This window comes from Enterococcus sp. DIV1314a, from assembly GCF_051713805.1.
Classification (GTDB): domain Bacteria; phylum Bacillota; class Bacilli; order Lactobacillales; family Enterococcaceae; genus Enterococcus_I; species Enterococcus_I aquimarinus.
In genome coordinates, this window is sequence record NZ_JBIOQP010000001.1 from 16,983 (window position 1) to 38,765 (window position 21,783).

The 21,783-nt window shown below is 38.6% G+C and carries 19 protein-coding genes and 1 tRNA gene; 5 read left to right on the forward strand and 15 right to left on the reverse strand.

Annotated elements, in window-relative coordinates:
• Positions 1-200: 200 nt before the first annotated feature.
• From IGI68_RS00085 to IGI68_RS00125, 9 genes are all read right to left on the reverse strand, one after another.
• Positions 201-1,316 carry a baeRF6 domain-containing protein gene (locus tag IGI68_RS00085; RefSeq protein WP_438729342.1) on the reverse strand — a complete coding sequence of 372 codons (1,116 nt, stop codon included), beginning with the start codon at positions 1,314-1,316 and terminating at the stop codon, positions 201-203.
• A 282-nt stretch (positions 1,317-1,598) separates the two neighbouring features.
• Positions 1,599-1,670 (reverse strand) — tRNA-Arg (locus tag IGI68_RS00090).
• A 52-nt stretch (positions 1,671-1,722) separates the two neighbouring features.
• Positions 1,723-2,901, reverse strand: coding sequence for a GNAT family N-acetyltransferase (locus IGI68_RS00095; RefSeq protein ID WP_438729345.1), 1,179 nt, complete (start codon positions 2,899-2,901; stop codon positions 1,723-1,725).
• Positions 2,902-2,974: 73 nt separating this feature from the next.
• On the reverse strand, positions 2,975-4,225 hold the full coding sequence (locus tag IGI68_RS00100) for a PTS sugar transporter subunit IIC (RefSeq protein WP_438729348.1): 1,251 nt from the start codon (positions 4,223-4,225) through the stop codon (positions 2,975-2,977).
• 62 nt (positions 4,226-4,287) lie between these two features.
• A complete protein-coding gene (locus tag IGI68_RS00105) occupies positions 4,288-4,605 on the reverse strand; it encodes a PTS lactose/cellobiose transporter subunit IIA (protein ID WP_071874156.1) in 318 nt (105 codons plus the stop codon).
• Between the two features lie 21 nt (positions 4,606-4,626).
• Positions 4,627-4,944 carry a PTS sugar transporter subunit IIB gene (locus IGI68_RS00110; protein ID WP_071874157.1) on the reverse strand — a complete coding sequence of 106 codons (318 nt, stop codon included), beginning with the start codon at positions 4,942-4,944 and terminating at the stop codon, positions 4,627-4,629.
• A 375-nt stretch (positions 4,945-5,319) separates the two neighbouring features.
• Positions 5,320-8,040, reverse strand: a complete 2,721-nt coding sequence (locus IGI68_RS00115) for a sigma 54-interacting transcriptional regulator (RefSeq protein ID WP_273232567.1) — start codon at positions 8,038-8,040, stop codon at positions 5,320-5,322.
• Between the two features lie 27 nt (positions 8,041-8,067).
• The gene (locus tag IGI68_RS00120) at positions 8,068-9,402 is read right to left on the reverse strand and encodes a DEAD/DEAH box helicase (RefSeq protein ID WP_273232569.1); all 1,335 of its coding nucleotides are present in this window, start codon (positions 9,400-9,402) and stop codon (positions 8,068-8,070) included.
• A gap of 9 nt (positions 9,403-9,411) precedes the next feature.
• Entirely contained in the window at positions 9,412-10,407 is a 996-nt protein-coding gene (locus IGI68_RS00125; protein WP_438729354.1) for a Gfo/Idh/MocA family protein, read from the reverse strand.
• Between the two features lie 332 nt (positions 10,408-10,739).
• Here IGI68_RS00125 and IGI68_RS00130 point away from each other — a divergent pair, with 332 nt between their 5' ends.
• The 3 genes from IGI68_RS00130 to IGI68_RS00140 all read left to right on the forward strand — a co-directional run bounded on the left by IGI68_RS00130 (position 10,740) and on the right by IGI68_RS00140 (position 13,685).
• Complete coding sequence (locus IGI68_RS00130; RefSeq protein WP_071874161.1) at positions 10,740-11,087, forward strand: DUF4828 domain-containing protein; 348 nt, start codon at positions 10,740-10,742, stop codon at positions 11,085-11,087.
• Between the two features lie 72 nt (positions 11,088-11,159).
• Positions 11,160-12,458 carry a serine hydrolase gene (locus IGI68_RS00135; RefSeq protein WP_438729359.1) on the forward strand — a complete coding sequence of 433 codons (1,299 nt, stop codon included), beginning with the start codon at positions 11,160-11,162 and terminating at the stop codon, positions 12,456-12,458.
• Positions 12,459-12,488: 30 nt separating this feature from the next.
• Positions 12,489-13,685, forward strand: coding sequence for a YdcF family protein (locus IGI68_RS00140; protein ID WP_438729362.1), 1,197 nt, complete (start codon positions 12,489-12,491; stop codon positions 13,683-13,685).
• A gap of 42 nt (positions 13,686-13,727) precedes the next feature.
• Here the strand turns inward: IGI68_RS00140 and IGI68_RS00145 are convergent, their stop codons facing one another.
• Positions 13,728-14,234: an HD domain-containing protein gene (locus IGI68_RS00145; RefSeq protein WP_071874164.1), complete on the reverse strand. Its 507-nt coding sequence runs from the start codon at positions 14,232-14,234 to the stop codon at positions 13,728-13,730.
• A gap of 103 nt (positions 14,235-14,337) precedes the next feature.
• Positions 14,338-15,132 (reverse strand): RNA methyltransferase, encoded by a 795-nt coding sequence (locus IGI68_RS00150; RefSeq protein WP_273232579.1) that lies wholly within the window; start codon positions 15,130-15,132, stop codon positions 14,338-14,340.
• Between the two features lie 95 nt (positions 15,133-15,227).
• On the opposite strand from IGI68_RS00150, the gene IGI68_RS00155 reads away from it, so the two are divergent.
• Positions 15,228-15,500, forward strand: coding sequence for an acylphosphatase (locus IGI68_RS00155; protein ID WP_273232581.1), 273 nt, complete (start codon positions 15,228-15,230; stop codon positions 15,498-15,500).
• A 106-nt stretch (positions 15,501-15,606) separates the two neighbouring features.
• Positions 15,607-16,548: a membrane protein insertase YidC gene (yidC, locus tag IGI68_RS00160; RefSeq protein ID WP_071874167.1), complete on the forward strand. Its 942-nt coding sequence runs from the start codon at positions 15,607-15,609 to the stop codon at positions 16,546-16,548.
• A 182-nt stretch (positions 16,549-16,730) separates the two neighbouring features.
• Here yidC and glyS read toward each other — a convergent pair whose 3' ends face one another.
• From glyS to era, 4 genes are all read right to left on the reverse strand, one after another.
• Positions 16,731-18,803, reverse strand: a complete 2,073-nt coding sequence (gene glyS, locus IGI68_RS00165; protein ID WP_438729367.1) for a glycine--tRNA ligase subunit beta — start codon at positions 18,801-18,803, stop codon at positions 16,731-16,733.
• Between the two features lies 1 nt (position 18,804).
• Positions 18,805-19,719, reverse strand: coding sequence for a glycine--tRNA ligase subunit alpha (gene glyQ, locus IGI68_RS00170; RefSeq protein ID WP_071874169.1), 915 nt, complete (start codon positions 19,717-19,719; stop codon positions 18,805-18,807).
• 286 nt (positions 19,720-20,005) lie between these two features.
• The gene (gene recO / locus IGI68_RS00175; protein WP_273232587.1) at positions 20,006-20,806 is read right to left on the reverse strand and encodes a DNA repair protein RecO; all 801 of its coding nucleotides are present in this window, start codon (positions 20,804-20,806) and stop codon (positions 20,006-20,008) included.
• Between the two features lie 76 nt (positions 20,807-20,882).
• Positions 20,883-21,782 carry a GTPase Era gene (gene era / locus IGI68_RS00180; RefSeq protein WP_071874171.1) on the reverse strand — a complete coding sequence of 300 codons (900 nt, stop codon included), beginning with the start codon at positions 21,780-21,782 and terminating at the stop codon, positions 20,883-20,885.
• Position 21,783 lies beyond the last annotated feature (1 nt).

Genomic DNA, 21,783 nt, shown 5'->3' on the forward strand with positions numbered 1-21,783 from the left:
ATTAAAAATCCTCCTTGTGTCTCACACACATATTTTGCAATTCGTTGTTAAGGTGAAAATTTGGGAGATGTTCTTAAGTTGAAACAAGCTACCAACATTTACCATTACCAAAAACTACATACTTAGTATAACACACAAATCCAAAAAAAACAGACTTTTCTTAACTTTTTTTAAAATTCGATTCTTTTTAATACGTTTTCTTAATAGCGGAGGCTTGCAATTAATCCTTTTTGTCCAGGAGCATTTTTCTGTTCTAGTACATAGACATCGCCGCCATTTATTAAGGTATCGATCGATAAGGAGTTTAACTCTTGGCGCCAATCATACTCTGTGTCTGGATCATCTCCAAAGCCATCCGTTAAATTGGATGTTGCAATAAACAGCTGACCGATACGCCCTGTTTTTGCACTTTGTTTAATATCGGATAAATGATGCACATATTTTCCATCCATTAACCTTTGGTAAGCTAACACTTCTTTTTCTTGTAACTCTTTTTGAATCGATTCTAGATTTTTTTCCAATTCTTGAAGGGATAGTTGTGTTGGCGAAGACGGAACGGAAATAGTCTGATCTACGTGAATCGAGCGAACAACTTTTCTAAATAATGTTTGATTTTCCGGAAGGCCATAAAGGAAAACCGGCAGTTTTTCTTCTGTTTCGATAAAATTCTTCAAATATTTACCGATTGCAAGATAGTAATTGCTCCAATCAATTTCAAGTTCTTCTTCTTTTGTATTGGTCCCGTGTCCCGCGTGGTTACCAAGGTTACTTGAAGAGCGGTAATGCAAGACACCACGGCTATCATCGCGTTCTGTCCCTAAAGCAATTTCCAGGGTCGTTGGCGCATCAGCAGGTAACGGCACTTCTACTAACTTTTTATTCTCCATTTTATACAAAGCCATTGAATCACGATTCAAGGCTAAAACATAATAGGAATAATTAAATTGCGCATTTTTGATAATCGCTAGTAGATAAGGTGTGTCCCCAACGTAATATTGATCATCCACTTCAATGCTTAATGGATGCACAAATGTTTCATGAGGTGTTAAAATAATTGCTAGACTTTTCGAGCCATTGCGCCAAAAATCACGATCGTTTAAAATACTATCTGCTTTTTCTTGAATCACAGACCAATCGAGATTTGGATACCGTTTCTCGTAGCGTTGTTTTGCTTCTTTGACAAAATTCTTGAATTTCAAGTGACTTTTTTCCACTTGTTGGAATGCCACCTGCGTATTTAACATAATGGTAACAAAAGGTCCTTCTACTTGGTTCGATGTGAGTTGTAGTAATAAATCTTTGCTGTTTTTCGCCATAAACAAATTCCTCCTACAATTTTTTCTTCTTACACCTTTAGTGTACCAAAAGACAGACATTCTAGAAAGGAAAACGATTACAAATTAGTGGGAAAAAATAATTTCTGAAGTTTTGGAGGTTTCTCCAAAGGTTTCATCTTGCAATCATCCATCGGGATTAGATGGAGTCATCAGTGTGTGATCCAGTGCGAGTTTTTTACGACTCGATAAAGCCATTAACACAAATGTCGCACAAGTTCTATCGAATGGTCCTACATAAAAGAATCGATTCCTCCATTAAAATGTCCCCTGTAGGAATCGAACCTACAACTAAACCTTAGGAGGGTCTTGTAATATCCATTTTACTAAGGGGACAAAAAAACTCTTTATTCATCTTAACGCGGATAAATAAAGAGTGCAATATTATTTAAAAATAATCTTCTAAAATTGGACGTTTTTTAGGAAATATAGCCGAAATCGCGTTTTCTAACCCCGGTTCAAGAACTAAGAAGCGATAAAAGACTAATTCCTCCAACGACTTGTACCCTAAAAATAATTGCGTAAATCGTTGAATGGAGGTTTTCATCAACGGTAAGCTAGTTTCGACTACTTTTTGGATAACAACCTCACGATTTGATTGAACGTGAATTTCAAAAATCCCAGTATTCCAAGGGCTATAAGAATCTTCTTCGATTTCTATAGCAAAAGAAGTTTGTAAATACTCAAATGGATAGACTTTCAAGAATGCTTCAATATCTACTATTTTTACCATCATATCTGGTCGACTAGATAGCTGACTAATGGGACGCTCGTTTAAGAAAAAAGGCGTTTGACCATTAGCAGAGCGCTCATAAAAAAATTCTTGGACAGAATCGGCGTGCGATGCAATGTACTTATGCAAACCTCGATAAGCAGCCTCCGTTAGATATACCCATTCGACAATGGTGAAGACTCCTGCTTTCATCTGATAGACCAAATAACCTTGGACTTGCGCTTCTTCATCGTAATAAAGTGCAAAATAATTCCCGGGTTTCATTTGATACTTATACTCATACCACCAGGTTTCACGCAGTAAGCAACCTTCTTCCTGGGCCATCGTCGCTGCATAAATTTTTGCAATCGACGCTTTCGCTTCTTGCCAGTCTTTCCTTAAGACTTTTCCTTTTGGTGAGGCCACCCGAGGCCAGTCTTGATGCGAAATACGGTAACTAGAACGTTCAAATAAAAGCTCATAACCATAACGACGATAGAATGGGTACGAAAAAGGTGCTAAATAGGAAAATAAAATCCCTTGCTCATAACAATCTTTTAAGAGTTCTTTCATAATGGCATCAATACGGCCTCCTCCACGAAAAGAAGGATCGGACGAAACAAAGCCTACGCCGCCCATTTTGTGTGTTTTTTGGAAAAAGTTTACGTCAAATGGTGTTAGCATCACTTGACTCGCTAAGTCATCTCCTTCAAAGGAGCCATAATTAATCGAATGCTCTGCCAAGTAGTGAAATCGTTTTTGATACTCTGCACTATTTTCAAATTGAAATGCATATTGTGCCAGGTCAAACATCTGGGAATACTCCTGTTGTTGCATTTTTTTTATTTTTTGCACCAAATTTCCTCCTCGTTTTTGATTAAAAAAAACAAAACTTTAGTAAGGTTCACCAAAGTTTTGTTCGAATTTATTAAAGGCTTTGTTCACGTTTAAGTTCTTGTAAAACCCCAATGCGGACAAACGGTGCATAAATCGCAACAGAGATGACCAAGTTAACAGCTGCCAAAATCGCTCCGGAGAAACTTTGGGTTGCTAAAAATCCGCCTAAAATCGGTGGTGTTACCCATGGTGGCATTACCGTTGCAACTGGGACAAGTCCTAATCTAGTTGCCCAGTAAGCCGTCGTGACTAACGTCATTGGTGCTAAAATAAACGGGATAAACATGATTGGGTTTAATACAATCGGTAAACCGAATAACATTGGCTCATTAATATTGAACAATCCTGGTGCCATACTTAAGTTGTTGACAACATTATAAGCTTTATGTTTCCGTCCCACAAGGAAAATCGCGATAATTAGTCCAAAGGTCGCTCCTGTTCCTCCTAAGTTTACAAAACTATCAATAAATGGTTTGTTGACAATGTAAGGAGCCGCTTTTCCTGCTGTAACGGCTGCTAAGTTTGCTTCGATTGCAGGTGCATTAATCGTTTGTAAAAACGGATCAATCATGTTGGCACCGTGTAATCCAAAGAACCATAAGAATGGTGTAATAAAGGCGATTAGTAGAGCCGATGGATAACTATTTGCTAGTCCCATAAACGGTTCTTGAACAGCCGCGTAAAATGAACCAATAATATCAGTAATACCAAATGCGGCAAAAATTGCGGCAATTAAACCAAACAAACTGATGACAATCATAGCTGGTAGTAACGCTGCAAATGAACGAGCAACAGCTGGTGGCACACCATCGGGCATTTTGATGACTAATTTATCATTCCCAATTAAGCGAACAAATATTTCAGTTGAGATTAAGGCAACAATAATCGCGATAAACAGGCCGTTACTTGACATTCCTAGAGCGCCACCTAGTGCAAAGAAGGCTCCCAACGAAACTGCTCCTGCTGCTAAGCCATCTTTTCCATAACCATGTGCGAGATTATAAGCAACTAAAAAGGCAATTAAAACTGATAAAATCGCAAATGTCCCACTCCAGACAGAGATTCCAAACCCTTTCCAAGCTTCCCCACCGAAAACGGTATTCATGGCATTCTGGAAAGCATCAATTGGCAAGTTATTGAACATTACCGCTAACGCACCTAAAATCATCAGGGGCATCGTCACCATAAAGGCATCACGAATGGCAATTAAATGGCGCTGTGCTCCAATTTTAGAAGCTACTGGAACAAACTTTTCTTCCATAAACTCTACAAATCTATCCATTATTACTTCCTCCTATTTTGTATTACATGATAACTCCTACCAAAACAGAACTTCCTAAAAATCTATTTTTCTTCCAAGCGACGATAGACATCCACGAATTCACTTGCTAAATCAGTAAACGCAATCGACGTCATTAAATGATCTTGAGCATGAACAGTTAGTAACGTCACGGTCATATGATCACCTTGTGCTTCTTGAGTTAATAAACCAGTTTGGGCACGATGCGCTTCCACTAGTGATGCACGGGCATCTGCTATTTTTTGATCCGCTAATGCGATATCTCCTGCCTTCGCCGCTGCGATTGCTTCCATCGCATCACTTTTAGCGTTTCCTCCAAACATAATTAAGCCCATAATTGATTCTAAATTCTTTTCTTCCACAATAATATCCCCCTAGTCGTTTTACTTAATCAAACCTAATGCTTGATCTAATACTTTGTCTCCATCCATCATGCCATAGTGGCGCATATCGATGACATCTAATGGAATGGCTTTTGCTGCTAATTTTTGCTCAAACTGTGCTTTCATAAAACGAACTTGTGGGCCTAACAGCAAAACATCGACTGCTTTCGTTTCTAATTGTTGATCAGCTTCTGACGCAGAAACTGCAAAAATATCTGCCTCCATTCCTCTTTCTTTAGCCGCTTTTTCCATTTTTGTCACAAGCAGACTCGTACTCATCCCTGCTGAACAAACTAACATGATTGTTTTTTTTGCCATAACATTCACCTCATATTTTTATTCTTACACTTATATTATAAGCAATAAGTATGCCAACTTTTTAAGTGTTCTAAAGCCCGATAAATCAATGTTTGCAAAAAGAGAACACTTACACACTAAGAGTACACGCTATCTGTTCAGTTTTTTTCGGTTTTAATTTTTGCTTCCTTTTTGTTAATTCGGCAAAGAACTTCAACACTAAGCTAGAATGGAGGTAGAATCGTCTTTATATGACAAGCATTTAAAAACAGTTGAAATTTTATATCCTTATGCCGATTTATAAAAAATAAGAGAAATGACTCTAAAAAAAAGACAAGTCTAATCCTATCAAAGAAGGATAAACTTGTCTTAATCATTTATTTAATGAATCACACACTAATAGCGAGTGTGTAACTCACCTTGCTGCATTTCTAACTTATTTTCTAAAAACATTTGAGTTAGATGGGCAACCTCATCTTCAGAAATTCGAATTTGATATTTCTTTTCAATACTCATCAAGCCAGTACGCATGAGATCACTTTCTAAACGGTAATTCTTTTGAAAATCATTTAGATGCTTGAAAATTGGCCGTTCTTCCCCTCTTAAAATACTTTCAACTAAGAAAACAAGATGAATCACTAGCCCCGATTCAACAGCAGGATCGACAATTAAATGGAGTTGATTTTGAACTTGATGAACCAATCGTTGTAACTCTTCAATTAGTTGTTGCAATGAAGGGACATGCGTGATGGCTCCTTGCAGTGATTTAACAATCGTCTCCACTGGTAAACTCTCACTAACCATTCGTTTTAAAATATTTAATTTTTCATCATCAAAAATATCATATGCCGAAAAGAACGGGATATTTTGATACTCTACCTCAACAGTCCCTGCAATTGCCTTAATTTCATATTGATCGAGTAGTTCATCAATATGTTTTTTAAAGGTTTCCCGCTCAATAAATTGCATTTGAATCACTTCCACTTTCGATTGATCCACGATTGGTAAGATTCGTTGGTACAAATGAGCCGCGACGCCTTCACCCGTAAAACAGGTTACAATGATAGCTTTTTTAAGATCTTCTTTTTTAGCTACTTGCTTGAATTGCTCATGTACGGCCATTTCAAAAGAACGTTGAACGTTTTTATAAATGTCTTCCAAACTACGACCAACATCTGCCATTCTAAGCGTTTCAAGGACAACCATCGTACTTGTCATCGAAATCGCTTTGGTACGAATGCCTGTTTCTTCAAATAGTAAATGCGCAAATGAGTTTAATGATCCCATGTCGGTTAATAATAAAATGCCATTTTCGTAACGCTTCTCATTTGCCCGAATGTGTTTTAATAACTGTCCATACATGGCTTTTACCTCAATATCAAGTGCCATATTCATCGCGTGACCGATGGAAGTTCCTAATAACTCCTGCGCGGTTTGTAACATACTACTTGCAGTCGCTTCACCGTGCATTAACACGATGACGCCAACTTTTTCGATATTTAGCGACTGTTCCTCGCCTGCTTCTAAGGATAAAAACATACTAATAAAGCCAATCTCATCAAAAGGAATTTCTACGCCTTGCTCTTCTTCAATAATGGAAGACAAGTCCATCGCTACTTGAAATTCAGCTTTTAGATTTTTTCGGACATTATTTAAGTTTGGATGAACAATCATGTGGTCTTTTGAGACACGATCTAATGTACTTTGTAAATGCAATGCAAAAGCAAAGCGAATTTTTTCATTGTACTTACGATCCAATTGTTTTTCAGCTAAATCATATAGACGATTGGTTAATTCCCAAAGTTCTAAAGGAACTAATTCTTTATGAACCGGTAATTGAACTAACTCTTCCACATAAGTCTCAAAATAAGCATCCACATCATGCGAGATTAGATTTTCTAAATCAACCAGTGCGACCCCTGTTTCACTTAAACTTGCCACTTTTTCCTCGATATCATTATAGACTTGCATATCTCTTTCAGGATCTTGTGACCAGACGACTTCGCTCGCTCCAGGATCAAATGTTAAATAATCGCCTTTTCCTTCTAAAAAATAATCGAGGCGATCGGCTACTTCTTTCACCTTCAATAGTCCTTTTTGTACCGCTAGTGAGCAATCTTCTTTTCGTACGATTAAATGCGTTTGTTCATACGTGCGATAATGAAGGAATGCTTTGGCACATACCAATTTTAAATCGCGCTTGATTTGTCCAATGTTGGCTTCCGCATCATATAACATAAAAGCAATAATGGCTGATTTTTCTACTTGAATACGCTGGTTTAAGCGATTCGCTTCTTGTTTAATAAACAATGAAATAATTTGGTACCGTTCATCCATCGTGCGAGAAATCAAATTCGGTAAGGTAATCGACATTGGTATTCTACGATTAAATGTTGTTAAAAAGGCATCCGAAGATTCTGTTGTTGCCCCAATAATCTGAACACTGGCTTCTGACACTTTATCGCTTTCTCCTAAAGGGCGAAATGTCCCTTTATCGATAAATGTAAAGAGCATTTCTTGTCCTTCAGGAGGTAAGCGATGAATTTCATCTAAAAACAAGATTCCACCGTCCGCTTTGGCTATTAAACCCGGCGTATCTTCCAGTGCGCCGGTATAAGCTCCTTGACGAACTCCAAAGATATGGCCAAAAAGCAACTGTGGATTTTGCGCGTAGTCGGCACAGTTAAATGAGATAAATGGCGCATTTTCTTTTAACGTTTTCGAAGAAACAGCAAAATGATACATGCATTCAGCAAACATCGATTTTCCTGTTCCTGTCTCACCAAAAATAATGGTATGAAGGCCTTTAGGTGGATATAAAATCGCTGCCTTCGCTTGTTGGATGCTCACTTTTAAGGAATCATTCGCTCCGACAAGATTATCAAAGGTGATGGCAGATGACGTATCCACATGATTTTTTTCACTTTCTGTTGCTAAAGCGGCATAAATGACAGGTCTTCCCTCACCTTTAGCAATTTGTTGTTCTTTATATAGTTCATTTAGATAACGACTGACGTTGCTTCGATCCATCTTCAATAAATCTGCGATTGCATGAGCAGTCAAGCCTTCAGGGTGCTTTTCGATGATTCGCAGAATTTCATTTTTTCTAGAATTCATGTTATCTCCTTAAATGATCCCTGGTGGTTACATAGCAGGTGGTGTTTTTTTTCGAGCACCTTTATTTTTTTGTTTCGCAGTTTTTGTTTTTTTCTTTTTGCGTTTCTTTTCTTCCGGTCTTGTCGTCACGGAACGTTCTTTCGATGGCGCAGCGAATGATTTTTCTTTTGGCATCATTTTGCCTTTGTTGACCGACGTTTTATCACTGTTTTTTCGTTCCGTCACTTCTACGCGATATTTTTCAGGTAGCTCGGCAACTAGTTCGCCGCCATAAATAAAGGTTTCGGTTACAGTAATCTCTAAATCACGGGCAATTCGTTTTAAATCACGAAGTGTGTTGTCTTGAACAATCGTCACAATCGTTCCTGCAGCACCCATCCGTCCAATCCGACCCGCACGATGTAAGTAACTCTCTTTTGTTAGAGGAACTTCGGCATTAATGACAAAAGGAACATTCGCAACATCTAGGCCACGAGAGGCTAAATCCGTTGTTAATAGTTGGCGGACAGATCCGTCTCTAAAGCGGTTCAATGCTTTCTTACGGGCATCTTTTGATTGATCTGACGCTAAGGAAGCTACCGGAATTTGATTGTATAGAAGTTTTTCTTCCGCACTCCCTAATTCTGATAATTGATTAAAGAATACAAAGCCCTGGAAATCTTTGAGATGAGCAAAGCGTCGTAATGCTTCAACGACTTGTCGTTTGGAATAATTCAAATAATAATGATTCACGCGCTCATTCTCTGGATTCAAATCCGTAACGTCAATCACTTCTAAATCCGTTTGAACAATTTGGCGAATCGCAGGTAACGCCACATCTGCTGTTGCTGAGAAGAAAGCATAGTGCGTTTCTTGAGGAAGTGTTCGCAAAATTTGATCCACGAATTCAATGGTTCCTTGTTGTAATAACTGGTCGGCTTCATCTAGAATGACTGCTTTCATTTGTTGCGTTTTTACTTTCTTTTGTTTCATTAGCTCGTTGACTCGCCCCGGTGTCCCTACCAAGACTTCTGGTTTTTCTTTTAGTTTTTCAATTTGGCGATTAACATTCGCACCACCAATTAGTGATTGCACTTTTAAGCCTAAATCTTTCCCCCATACGCGAGCGACTTCTGCCACTTGTATTCCAAGTTCTTGGGAAGAAACCAAAATCAATAATTGATTTCCTTGACCAGGTATCACTTTTAATAATGTTGGCAGCAAATAGGCTAATGTTTTACCTGATCCCGTTGGTGAAATCCCTACGACGTCTTTTCCAGACTGTAATGGTTCAAAAACGGCTGTTTGTATCAAAGATGGGGCTAAAAAATGGTTTTCTGCCCATCTTGTTTGCCAGACTGCTGGCAAGTTTTCTTGTATCATAATTTCCCTCTATTCTTTATCTGCAGCGTAAGAAACATCTACTTGTTTTCTCATTTTATAAAGTAGTAAATTGACGCCTTGCGCTAACGTTAATAAATCTTGGTACGTTTCATGGTGTACGGTAGGATCTTGCATAATCGCTGCAAAGACGCGCGCTTCTTCTATCATTGGATTTTCTTCGACATGAAGTGGTATTTCTTCAACGGTGTGATCGGCTCTTTGATGAATCGTAACATGATTAATCGCATTGACACTACTTAAGACAAATGTCTTGGTCGTTGTATAAATCTCTGACGGTAAAAAAGAATCGCCGATTTTCCCATGTTGGATCGTAACATCAAAATTTTCATAACGTAAAATCACCGTGCCAATGCCATCGACCCCTGTTGCAATTTTACGCGCAAAGTGATGGACCTCTTTAGGCATTCCAAACCATGCGACGGATGCATAGACCGGATAGACTCCTAAGTCAGCTAACGAGCCACCGGAAAAGGTTGGTGAAAAAATATTCGGCTCTTCTCCTGCCAAAACAGCGTCATACCGAGAAGAATATTTCATATAACTAAAATTAGCTCCAATGACTTCTTCTAGCGGCGGAAGAAGTTTCTTCACCTTTTTAAAATTGTCTTCATGAATATTACGAGCCGCTTCAAAAAACAATACGTTCTTTTCATTGGCTAATGTCATAATTTCAACCATTTCTTCTGGAGTTGAAAATGCCGGTTTTTCAACGATAACATGTTTATTCGCTAAGATCGCGGCCTTTGCTTGAGAAAAGTGTAAACTATTTGGCGAAGCGATATAAATGACATCCACTTCAGGTAAATGAACAAATTCATCTAAATCTGTTTCGCAAATAACTTCTCCATACCGTGAACCAAATTCTTCGGCTGTCGCTAATTTTCGTGAGTAAACAGCGGTTAACTGGTATTCTTTGGTCGCAAGTGCGGCTTCGACGAATTGGTGGGTAATCCAGTTCGTCCCAATAATCCCTAAATGCATCATCTGACATTCCTTCTTTCTCATTATGGTGTGTGATTGGCTCTAAATCGATTATGATTCTCTCAATGTGCCCTAGCAAGAACTTGCATATGTTTTGAATAGTCAACGATGGATCTTGGCTTTTTTCCATCACCGATTGGCTCATTCTTAAAATAACTCGCATCAAAAAGATGATGGCTTCGCAAAAATAATGCTTTGAAGCGCATTGATTCATCTACCTGCCTGAATTGTATCATAAATTCCCCTTCTCAGCAGAAAAAATCAAGGAAAGTATCAAGTCTTTTCAATTATTTATGCTATACTTTCAACTATAAGATAACTAGGGATGTGATAACATGAATAAAAAACTATTTTTGATTACTGCCTCACTTGCAACCGGACTCGTTGGTTCACTCATTATTAAAAAACACAAACAGCCAAACCTTTCACCTAATGATGTTTTCGTTGGTGAATGGTATTACTCAAAAAAAAATCAAACCAAAGTAACTCTGACGATTACACCCAATTTTGAACTCCTCATTCCAGGGAAAAAACAACCTGTCGCGGCATTAACCATCCTTCCGCATCGGATTGTTTTTTTAGATCAATTGGGCTATGAAATTGTATTTGAACAAAAAGATCAGCAGTTCTATTATTTCGATGAAGCCGAAGATGCCGTGTATGAAATTTTTAAGCATATTTAACCAGACAAAAAATAATTATCCTTCGATTTATATTTACTACGACTATTTTTCGAATGTTAAAGGAGCTTACTCATGAATTTAAAACCTATCACTCATTCTTTTCTTGTTCTTTTTTTGACAATCAGCAGTCTCTTGGCCTTTCCGTTAGATCTTTTCGCTGAAACAGTCACGACACCAGATGACTTCTCCATTGAGGCTAAGGCTGCTTTAGCAGTAGATATGCAAACGGGGACCTTTCTTTATGAACAACAAAGTGAGGAACGAATGCCAGTCGCATCGATTACAAAGCTTCTTAGTCTCTATCTCGTCCAACAAGCCATCGCCAACGGAGAACTCAGTTGGGACGATAACGTGACGATTTCATCTGATATTGCGACGTTAAGTCAAAATCTAGCACTCTCAAATGTCATTCTTGAACCAGGAGAAACCTATACAGTTGAAGAATTATTTGAAACGGCCGTCATTCTTTCTGCGAATGCAGCGACGGTTGCACTAGCCGAGCTTGTTGCAGGTTCCGAATTTGCTTTTGTTGACTTGATGAAAGAACAGTTAACCACATGGGGAATAACCGATTTCGTTCTTGTCAATAGCACAGGACTAAACAATGAAGATATGACAACGCCTTTGTATCCATCGTCCAACCCGACAGATGAGAATGAATTTACAGCAAAAGATATTGCTATCATTACGCGTCATCTCCTCCAAGATTTTCCCGAAACATTAGACTATACGAATAAAGCTTCTGCTGTCTTTGAATCGAAATCAGGTGGTCCGGCAACGATGTATAGTACTAATTGGCTATTAGCCGGAATGCCTTACGAAAAAGCTGGCGTTGATGGCTTAAAAACAGGAACAACCGATTTAGCAGGTCCTTCTTTTGTTGGTACGATTGAAAAAGATGGCCGCCGAGTCATCACGGTACTGTTAAACGCAGAGACTTCTGAGGCGCGTTTCAGCGAAACAAGTCGACTCATGGACTATGCTTATAATCAATGGGCTTATCAAACAATCCTAAACGCCGGAGATGAAATCCCAAGCGTCTCACCAGTCGAAGTATTAGAAGGCAAGGAAGAAGCCGTTTCAGTGATTGTGAATGAAGAACTGACGGCGCTGTTACCGATTGCTTCAGAACCATTTGACTTTCGTTATACCCTGTTGTTTGACGATTCTTCCACTAAACTTAAAGCGCCGATTGCAAAAAACCAAGCACTCGGTGAGGTACAAGTCCAACTACCAGCAGACAGCCTCGTCTATTTAGAAGAATCTGATCGCGAAGCTGCCTTAATCGCAAATACGACAACATTCTACGCAAATAATGATGTCGAACGTGTCAATTTCTTTGTTCGATTATGGCGTCAATTATTTAACTAAATCGATGCATATTCTATTGGAGGGGTAAAAATGACTGCACTTTTTTCACTCTTACTCGTATATAGTGTAGGAGTCGTTTGGCTTTATTACCAAGCGAAAGAAGCAACGCTACCAAATCTTAGGTTCAAAATAAGCTGTTGGACGATCGTTTCTTTCGCTTGTTATGTGATGATTTTGGAAATCAAACAAGGAACGTTCTATTTTCTCTTACCCTCTGTAATTTTACTGTTTTTCTTTTTAAACTATCGTAGAAACAAAACATTATTATTCAACGGTTTTTTATTCAATCTCTTTTTGCTCTCATTTAGTTTTTACCTTTTTTATCACTATTTATTAACGAGAGATTTCCTTCTCTTTTGTTTACTCGTTTGCCTAGCTATTATTGGCCTATTTTTCCTTTTATTTGGTACTTGGAGTTTAATCTTACTTTTAGTTTGGAATGCACGCTTCATGATTCGGCGCGAAGGTCGCACTATTACAAATTTATTGACACTAATCTTAGCCATTTTCTTGATTATTATGACACTTTATGATCGCTTCATTGTGACAATTATCCCAGAGTGGCTCGCAACATTTTTATCCATTATTCCTTTTAGCTTCGTTTACTTCTCATTAATGTTTGTCAATTTTTTAACGATTTCGCTTATTTATCAATTGAATCGGCCAGCCTATAATCAAGATTATATTATTGTACTAGGTGCTGGATTATTAGATGGTGTGACCGTTACTCCCCTTTTGGCACAGCGTATTGACCGTGCATTAGCCTTCTATACACAACAAAAAACGTACACAAAACAACCACCGAAAATTATTTTCTCAGGTGGTCAAGGACCCGACGAACGAATACCTGAAGCAGTCGCGATGCAAAACTACGCCTTAGAAAAAGGTTACCCTTTAACTGATTTATTGCTTGAAGACCAATCGACGACGACTTTTGAAAATATGAAGTTTTCTAAACGCTTGATCGATCAACGACATCCACAACAGGCAAAGGTCATCTTTACCTCTAATAATTACCATATCTTCCGTGGTGGTGTTTATGCGCGACTGAATCATTTGCATGCGGACGGGCTCGGTTCAAAAACCGCCCTCTATTATCTACCTACGGCCTTTTTACGAGAATTCATTGCCATGATTGCCATGCATCGTCGCACCCACTTTCTTTTTTTAGCGGGAGCGGGCATTATTTTCTCTTTACTGGCGCTCATTACCATTATCACCGGATAAAAAAAAGTTCAAGTGCCCCCGTTCGGGAATCACTTGAACTTTTTAAATCATTGTTTGATTTTTTAAGACTAGTTGTTGCCAGCGACTTCTAAATTTTAGAGCAACTGGACCTGTTGCTTCTTTAATCGCACAGTATTTATCAACCATTGTCACAATATAGCTTTCTTTATAGCGTGGTAAGGCTAGTGTTGCTCCCCACATATGCTTCACAATAATATCACGTTCTAAATCAGATAATTCCGTGATTTTCTCTGCATTTTTCATCGCAATTCTTGGATGCATATAAGCATGGGAGCCTTCATCAAATTTAGTTGTACGCCAATCGTAAAAAAATAAATCATGAAGTAAACCTGCACGAGCCGTCGAACGGACATCACCTTTCCATTTTTTTGCTAATTTATAACTATAGTAAGAGACGCTAATGGAATGTTCTAAACGAGTGGAGTGATAGTGTTGGACATACGTCGCGAGGCTTTTAACTTCTTCTGTTTCAAGTAAGTCCTCTACATATGATAAGTATTCTGCATCCTGCTGCCATTCTTGGGTCATAATGATTTTTTGCCACCTTTAATTTCATCTATGTTTTTTCATAATTTAAAGTATAGCACCTTTTTCACAGATGTCTAAAGAAGCTCGTTTTCTTAGTTAAAAATTAACACTTCCTTAAGTGTTCGTTTACGTTTGATAAAGAAGCAAAATGATACATTAAAATGCCTCCTGCTACCCCAACATTCAGCGATTCAGCTGCTCCGTATAACGGAATATAAACATTTTGATCCGTTTGTGTGAGGAGCTCTTTTTGTACACCTTGTCCTTCATTCCCTAAAATAAAAGCCACCGAAGCAGATTCTGGGATGCTCGTATACGTAATCGCTTCTGGATTTAATTCTGTTCCATAAACCGGAACCTTTTCTTTTTTTAATTGATCGATGACCTCAAATAGATTCGCCGAAATAACTGGTAGATGGAAATGACTTCCTTGCATACTACGCAACACTTTCGTACTATAAATATCTGCCGAACCTTCTCCTAAAATGACTCCTGAAAACCCTGCGGCATCTGCCGTTCGGATTAACGTCCCGACATTTCCCGGATCTTGAACGTGGTCAAGCAAAAGCCATTTCCCACGATAATCGCTGATAATCCGTTCTTCTTTATGAACTAATGCGACAATTCCTTGAGGCGTTGGTAATTCAGACAAACTTTTCAATACTTCTTCTGTCACAAGTGTCAGCTCTAGCGCTTGTTTTTCTAGCCACTCCCCGTAATCAGCCAAGCCCTTTGGATCGACAAAAAGCTGCTCAATCATCGCGCCATGTAACACGGCTTCTTCGACTAAGTGGTAACCTTCTAAAAGATACTTTTGTTCTTTGTCGCGTTGTTTTTTTTGATGGAATTTCTTCATTTCTTTAATCAATTGATTTTTACTTGATTGAATTTCTTTCATTTATCTCACCCACTTGAATTATAGCATGAAGAAAACAAGATAACTTGTTGAAAAGGAAAAAAAACGGTATCATTTACTAAAAAGGGGGTATTCTTATGCGAAAAGTACGAATGCGTGTCACTGGTCGTGTCCAAGGTGTGGGGTTTCGTTTTATGACAAAGATGGTCGCCGATCAACTAGGAATTTGGGGGTGTGCTACGAATGAAGACGATGGGTCCGTCGTGATTGAAGCAATGGGGCCTGACGAGGCTTTGGAGACGTTTATTGAAAAAGTAAAAGCCTCCCCTGCCCCGTACGGCAGAGTCGCTTCATTTACACTCACGGAAGATCCTACCATCGAGTTGCGACAAAAGTTCTATACTAATTAATCAATTGTGAAGAATCCATGGCTTTTTTACTCGTAACATTGATAATTCTTTACTTTTTTAGTATAGTTAATCTTGTGTTCATTTTAGATAGAAAAGGAAGAATTCAATGAAAAATAGAAAAAATTGGCTCGTCGGTTCCGGGCTATTTGCCGTTTTAATGACACTCTCTGGTTGTGTGAGTATGCTAGATGATGGGACCCCTGATCCAACAGGACTCATTTACCGTTTTATGGTTGAGCCTTTAGGTCGCGGATTAACCTTTATTGCAACGGATTGGAATATGGGTTATGGCTGGGCGATTATTGTGATTACGATTATTGTACGGTTAATCATTTTACCTTTAGGGATTAACCAATCGTATAAATCAATGGTTCAAGCTGAAAAAATGCAGTACATTAAACCTCAAATCGATATTGCTCAAGCAAATGCAAAAAAAGCAGTCACTCGTGAAGAACAAATGCAAGCTCAATTAGAAATGCAAAATGTGTATAAAGAAAATGGGCTAAGTATGTTTGGTGGGATTGGATGTTTACCATTACTCTTACAAATGCCTGTCTTTACCGCTCTTTTTTATACCGCTCGTTATACACCTGGGATTGATCAAACGAGTTTTTACGGAATTTCTTTAGGCGAAAGCAGCATCATCCTCGTTGCGATTGCTGGTTTAGCTTACGCGCTTCAAGGATACCTTTCATTAATTGGCGTTCCTGAAGAACAAAAGAAAACAATGCGTAGTATGTTAATTGTTTCGCCCTTAATGATCGTCATGATGTCTTTCTCCTCTCCTGCCGGTGTAACATTATACTGGGTAGTCGGAGGGATTATTGGATGTGTTCAAACATTCATTACAAATGTATTAATGAAACCTCGTATTAGACGTTCGATTGAAGAAGAGATGAAGAAAAATCCACCAAAAGTCGTTGTAACACCAAGAAAAGAAGCGACACCTGTCAAAGAAACAAAAGCTCCAGCTAAAAAACTGAACGCGACAAACACTAATAGTGGCGGTCGTAATGCAGGAAAACAACAACGGAAATCGCCCTTATAAAACAAGCGATTAAATGATAAAAGAAGCCAGCTCCCATAAAAGGAACTGGCTTCTTTTTTTAGTTGAATGAACAACTTTTGTGCCAATCAATTGAAGGCATTCATCGCCCAAAATGAGCGCGAGTAGCTTAAGAACTCAGCAATTATTTGTAAAAATATACGACTCGTTCAAGAGCTGCTTGCTTATTTCGTCATTAAATGATCTAAACTTGCAATCACAAGAGCCATGCGAGAAATTTGTTGCAATTGATTTAAACGGTTATTACGAATACGATCATCGTCAACCATGACCATCGTTTCGGCAAAATACGCTTCAATCAATGGACGTAGCTGGATTAAAGCCTCATAATTTTGTGCCATCGTACGCGTCGAAAATTGTGATTCGACTTCACTTACAGCATCAAACAACGCTCTTTCAGCATCATTTTCAAACAAGCTAGGATCAACTTCTAGCGTGTCATTGGTTGCTTTTTCCGCTAAATGAATAACTCGCGTCAAGGCTTCCACCGATACTTTGAATTCTGGATCGTCTAGATGAGCTTTCAAAATTTCAGCAGCATCAAATAGTTGTGATAAATCCGGTTGTTGTGACGCAATCACGGCTTCGATCACATCATGGCGAATCTCTTTAGTCACTAAGAATTGTTTGAGACGCGCATGAATAAAGGCTGTCATTTCTTGCTGTTTCGACTCTAGAGCTAAGCCATAACGAATTGGATCTTCATTAATGACGGTAACCATTTCCGCTTGTAATGCAGCTAACGGGAACTGCCATTTCTTTTGTTCTAAGATGCGAACAATACCATAACTTTGACGACGTAATGCGTAAGGATCGTTTGAACCACTTGGAATCATACCGACGGAAAAGAACGTCAACAAACTATCGAATTTATCCGCGATCGCTAACACCGCACCGATATTAGATGTCGGTAAGTCTCCTTCACTTGAAATTGGTAAGTAATGTTCTCTGACTGCACGAGCAACTGCTGGCTTTTCTCCTTGTAATAAGGCATATTTCTCTCCCATAATTCCTTGTAATTCAGGGAATTCGCCAACCATGTTCGTTACTAAATCAAACTTATAGATTTCACTAGCCCTTTGTAAGTCAGCTAATTCTTCCGATGTTAATCCGAATTGTTTGCCTAAAATTTGGGCAATCATTTGTACCCGATTCATTTTTTCTTCCATCGAACCAATTTTCTTATGGAACGTCACTTGTTTTAATTTTTCTAAACACTGTGCAATCGATAGTTTTTGATCTTCTTGATAGAAAAAGGCAGCATCTTCTAACCGTGCAACTAAGACTTTTTCATTGCCTTTAATCACATTTTCAATCGCATGGTGATTTCCATTACGAACCGAGATAAAGTGCGGCAATAAATTCTTTTCTTGATCACGCACGTCAAAATAACGTTGATGTTCCTTCATTGAAGTAACGAGCACTTCTTCTGGCACACTTAAATATTTTTCATCATAGTTTCCGACAAAAGCTGTTGGATACTCAACTAAATTGGTGACTTCATCAAGCAAGTTGGAATCAAAATCAATGGACCACTGATTCGCATCCGCAATTTCTTGGATTTGATCGACAATCATTTGTTGACGGCGCTTAGCATCCGCAATCACAAAAACGTCACTTAATTTCTCTAAATAGTCAGCCGCTTTGGCAATGGTAACTTCATGTCCTAAGAAGCGATGACCACGAGACGTACGACCGGTTGGAACGTCTAAAAACTCAAAAGGAATGACTTCATCATCAAGTAAAGCTACGATCCAGTGTACGGGACGGATATACTCAAAATCATACTTTCCCCAGTGCATGGTTACTGGGAAAGTAAGACTCATCATGACTTCTTTTAATCCTGTTAGAACTTCAAAAGCTGGTTTTCCTTTTGAATATTTTGTGACATGGACATATTCGACGCCTTTAAGCTCTTTGAAGTAAATATCATCCGTCGTTAACCCTTGACCACGCACGAATCCTTGTGCTGCTTTTGACCATTCTCCTTGGGCATCAAGCGCAATTTTTTTCGCTGGTCCTTTGATTTCTTCTTCGGTATCTGCTTGTTTATCTGCTAAATCTTGAACGAATACCGCGAGGCGTCGAGGAGTAGAATAAGCCGTAATCGCCTCAAATGTTAGGGAATGATCAATTAAAAAACGTTCGACTTTTTGTCTTAATTGCTCCATGCTCGGTCCGACTACATGCGCAGGCATTTCTTCTAATCCTATTTCAAATAATAAGTCTTTTTTCATCTTATTTCTCCTCCTCTAACCATTTTTGTGCTTCTTCAGGGCTTAGTAGGGGGTAACCTAATTTCGCTCTTTCTTCTACGAAAATTTTAGCAATTTCTCGTGATAGATTCCGAATACGCGCTAAATATCCGGCACGTTCAGTCACCGAAACAGCTCCTCTTGCATCAAGTAAATTAAAATTATGACTACATTTTAAGATGTAATCATAGGCTGGATGCACTAAGTTCTCTGCAATACAACGTTTTGCTTCTTCTTCAAATTTATTGAAATTATCTAAAAGCATCGCTTGATCACTCACTTCAAAGGAATATTTGGAATGTTCGTACTCCGCTTGTTTGAAAATTTCGCCATATTTCACGCCTTTTGTCCACTCTAGGTCATAAACACTTTCGACTTCTTGGATATAAGAAGCTAACCGCTCTAGCCCATAAGTGATTTCAGCCGTAACAGGCTTACATGCTAAGCTACCAACTTGTTGGAAATACGTAAATTGCGTAATTTCCATACCATTTAACCAGACTTCCCAACCAAGACCCGCACACCCCATCGATGGGTTCTCCCAGTTATCTTCGACAAAGCGAATGTCATGTTCAAGAGGATCAATTCCAAGTAATTGTAAACTTTCTAAATAAAGTTCTTGAATATTTTCCGGTGATGGTTTCATCACAACTTGAAATTGGTGATGTTGGTACAAACGGTTAGGATTTTCCCCGTAACGACCATCAGCAGGACGGCGTGACGGCTCTACGTAAGCCGCGTTCCAAGGTTCTGGGCCAATCGCTCTTAAAAACGTATAAGGGCTCATTGTACCCGCTCCTTTTTCGGTATCATAGGCTTGCATTAACATACAACCATTACTCGACCAAAAGTTTTGTAAGGTCATAATCATTTCTTGAACCGTTAATTTTTCTGTCATCTTATTTCCTCCCAATTTTTTCATGCTGATTGATCATCCAGTCAATAAAAAAGTCCCTATACTTGCCCAAATAGACAAGTATAGGGACGAATAAGTTCGCGGTTCCACCCTACTTCCGATAAAAATCGGCAGCTTTTATTCACTGTGCTCTCACTCGCCTCAAATAAAGTTATCGACTATTTGGCTCTCACTCACCCAAACTCGCTATAAGGATAATTCTTTATTTTTTTAATGATCAATGCACGATTCAGTTACTAACTATCATAATTCTTTTGCCCGTACTTTGTCAATCATTTTCCTGCTTTTCCTGCGTTTGCGCATCTCTTTGCATAATTTGGCCCCATTCATTCATTTGCTCAATAAATTTTTTGCTTTTTAAATGAATCCCCACATATTCTTCATAAAGCTGATCGATAATTTGACGAATCAATTGCTTCGTTTCTTTCTTTAATTTAATCGATTGAATATCTTGATAAGAAATTTGGGAAAATTGACGGATGAGATGTATGGCTAGAGGATCTGCGCCGTAGCGACGTCGATCTTCTGAAAAATGCCGTTCGCACAGGATTCCGTGATATTTAGGTGAAAAATCAAATTTCCCCCTCGTCTCGCTACATATTTGACAAGAATGCCAGTTAAATGCGGTACCAAAACGTTGCAAAATTTGAATTTCAAAAATATTCGTAATAATTTCTGGATCCTTGCCATCTTCCAAATGATCCAGTGCTTGTTCTAAAAAAGTATATAAATTTGGATCATAGACGCGGTCTTCAATGGCTGCATCGCATAAATTTAAAAGATAAGTCGCATAAGCCGCGATAAATATATCTTTTTGAATCATTAAATACGGCGATACATACTTGGCCCCATTTAAAAACGAAAGTCCCTCTTCATTGAATCGTCCCATGTAAGTTGCTTTAGTGTATGGCATGATGGCAGGGGTTAAGGGATTATTTTTTCGATGAGCCCCTTTAACAAAAAACATTAGCTTGCCGGAAGACTCTGTAAAAATTTTAACTAATTTGTCTTTTTCTTTATAATCTTTCGTAAATAAGATGATTCCTTTCGATTCTACGACATTTTTCAATCGTGACGTCGCTCCTTTCTACAATCATTGAGGTCCTAAACGAAAAACGAGACAATCATACTTGTCTCGTTTCTTTTTAATAGTCCTCTTCGCGGTAACCAAAATCAGTTAAATGCGTCTTCTTGTCGCGCCAATCTTTTTGCACTTTAACCCATAGCTCGAGATAGACTTTACTGCCTAGTAAGTTTTCAATATCAAGACGGGCTTTGGTGCCGATTAGTTTCAGCATTTTTCCACCTTTTCCGATAATGATCCCTTTTTGGCTATCTCGTTCCACAATAATCGTTGCTTGAATTTCGATTTTATTATTTTCGTTGCGTTTCATTGATTCAATCGTGACCGCAACAGAGTGAGGCACTTCATCTCTCGTAAAGAACAATACTTTTTCTCGAATTAATTCTGAGACAATAAAACGTTCCGGATGGTCGGTTACTTGATCTTCCGGGAAATATTGCGGACCTTCGGGCATTTGAGCAACTAATGTTTCCATCAAGCGTTCAAAGTTATTGCCTTCAGTAGCAGAGATTGGAACGATTTCTGCAAAATCCATTTGTTTCGAATAGTCATCAATAATTTCTAAAAGTTCATCTGGATGAATCGTATCAATTTTATTAATAACGAGATAAACAGGAACGGAACTTTGTTTCAAACGCTCAATGATTAAATCATCGCCTCGGCCGCGCTTCATATCTGCACTGACCATAAACATCACGATATCCACTTCGCGCATAGCGCTATAAGCAGTCGCTACCATAAAATCGCCAAGACGATGTTTCGGTTTATGGATTCCTGGTGTATCGATGAACACGATTTGCGCTTCATCTGTTGTATAAACGCCTTGAATTTTATTACGAGTCGTCTGTGATTTATCACTCATAATCGCAATTTTTTGACCGACAATCCGATTTAATAAAGTCGATTTCCCAACGTTAGGGCGACCAACGATGGCTACAAATCCTGATTTATAATTTGACATA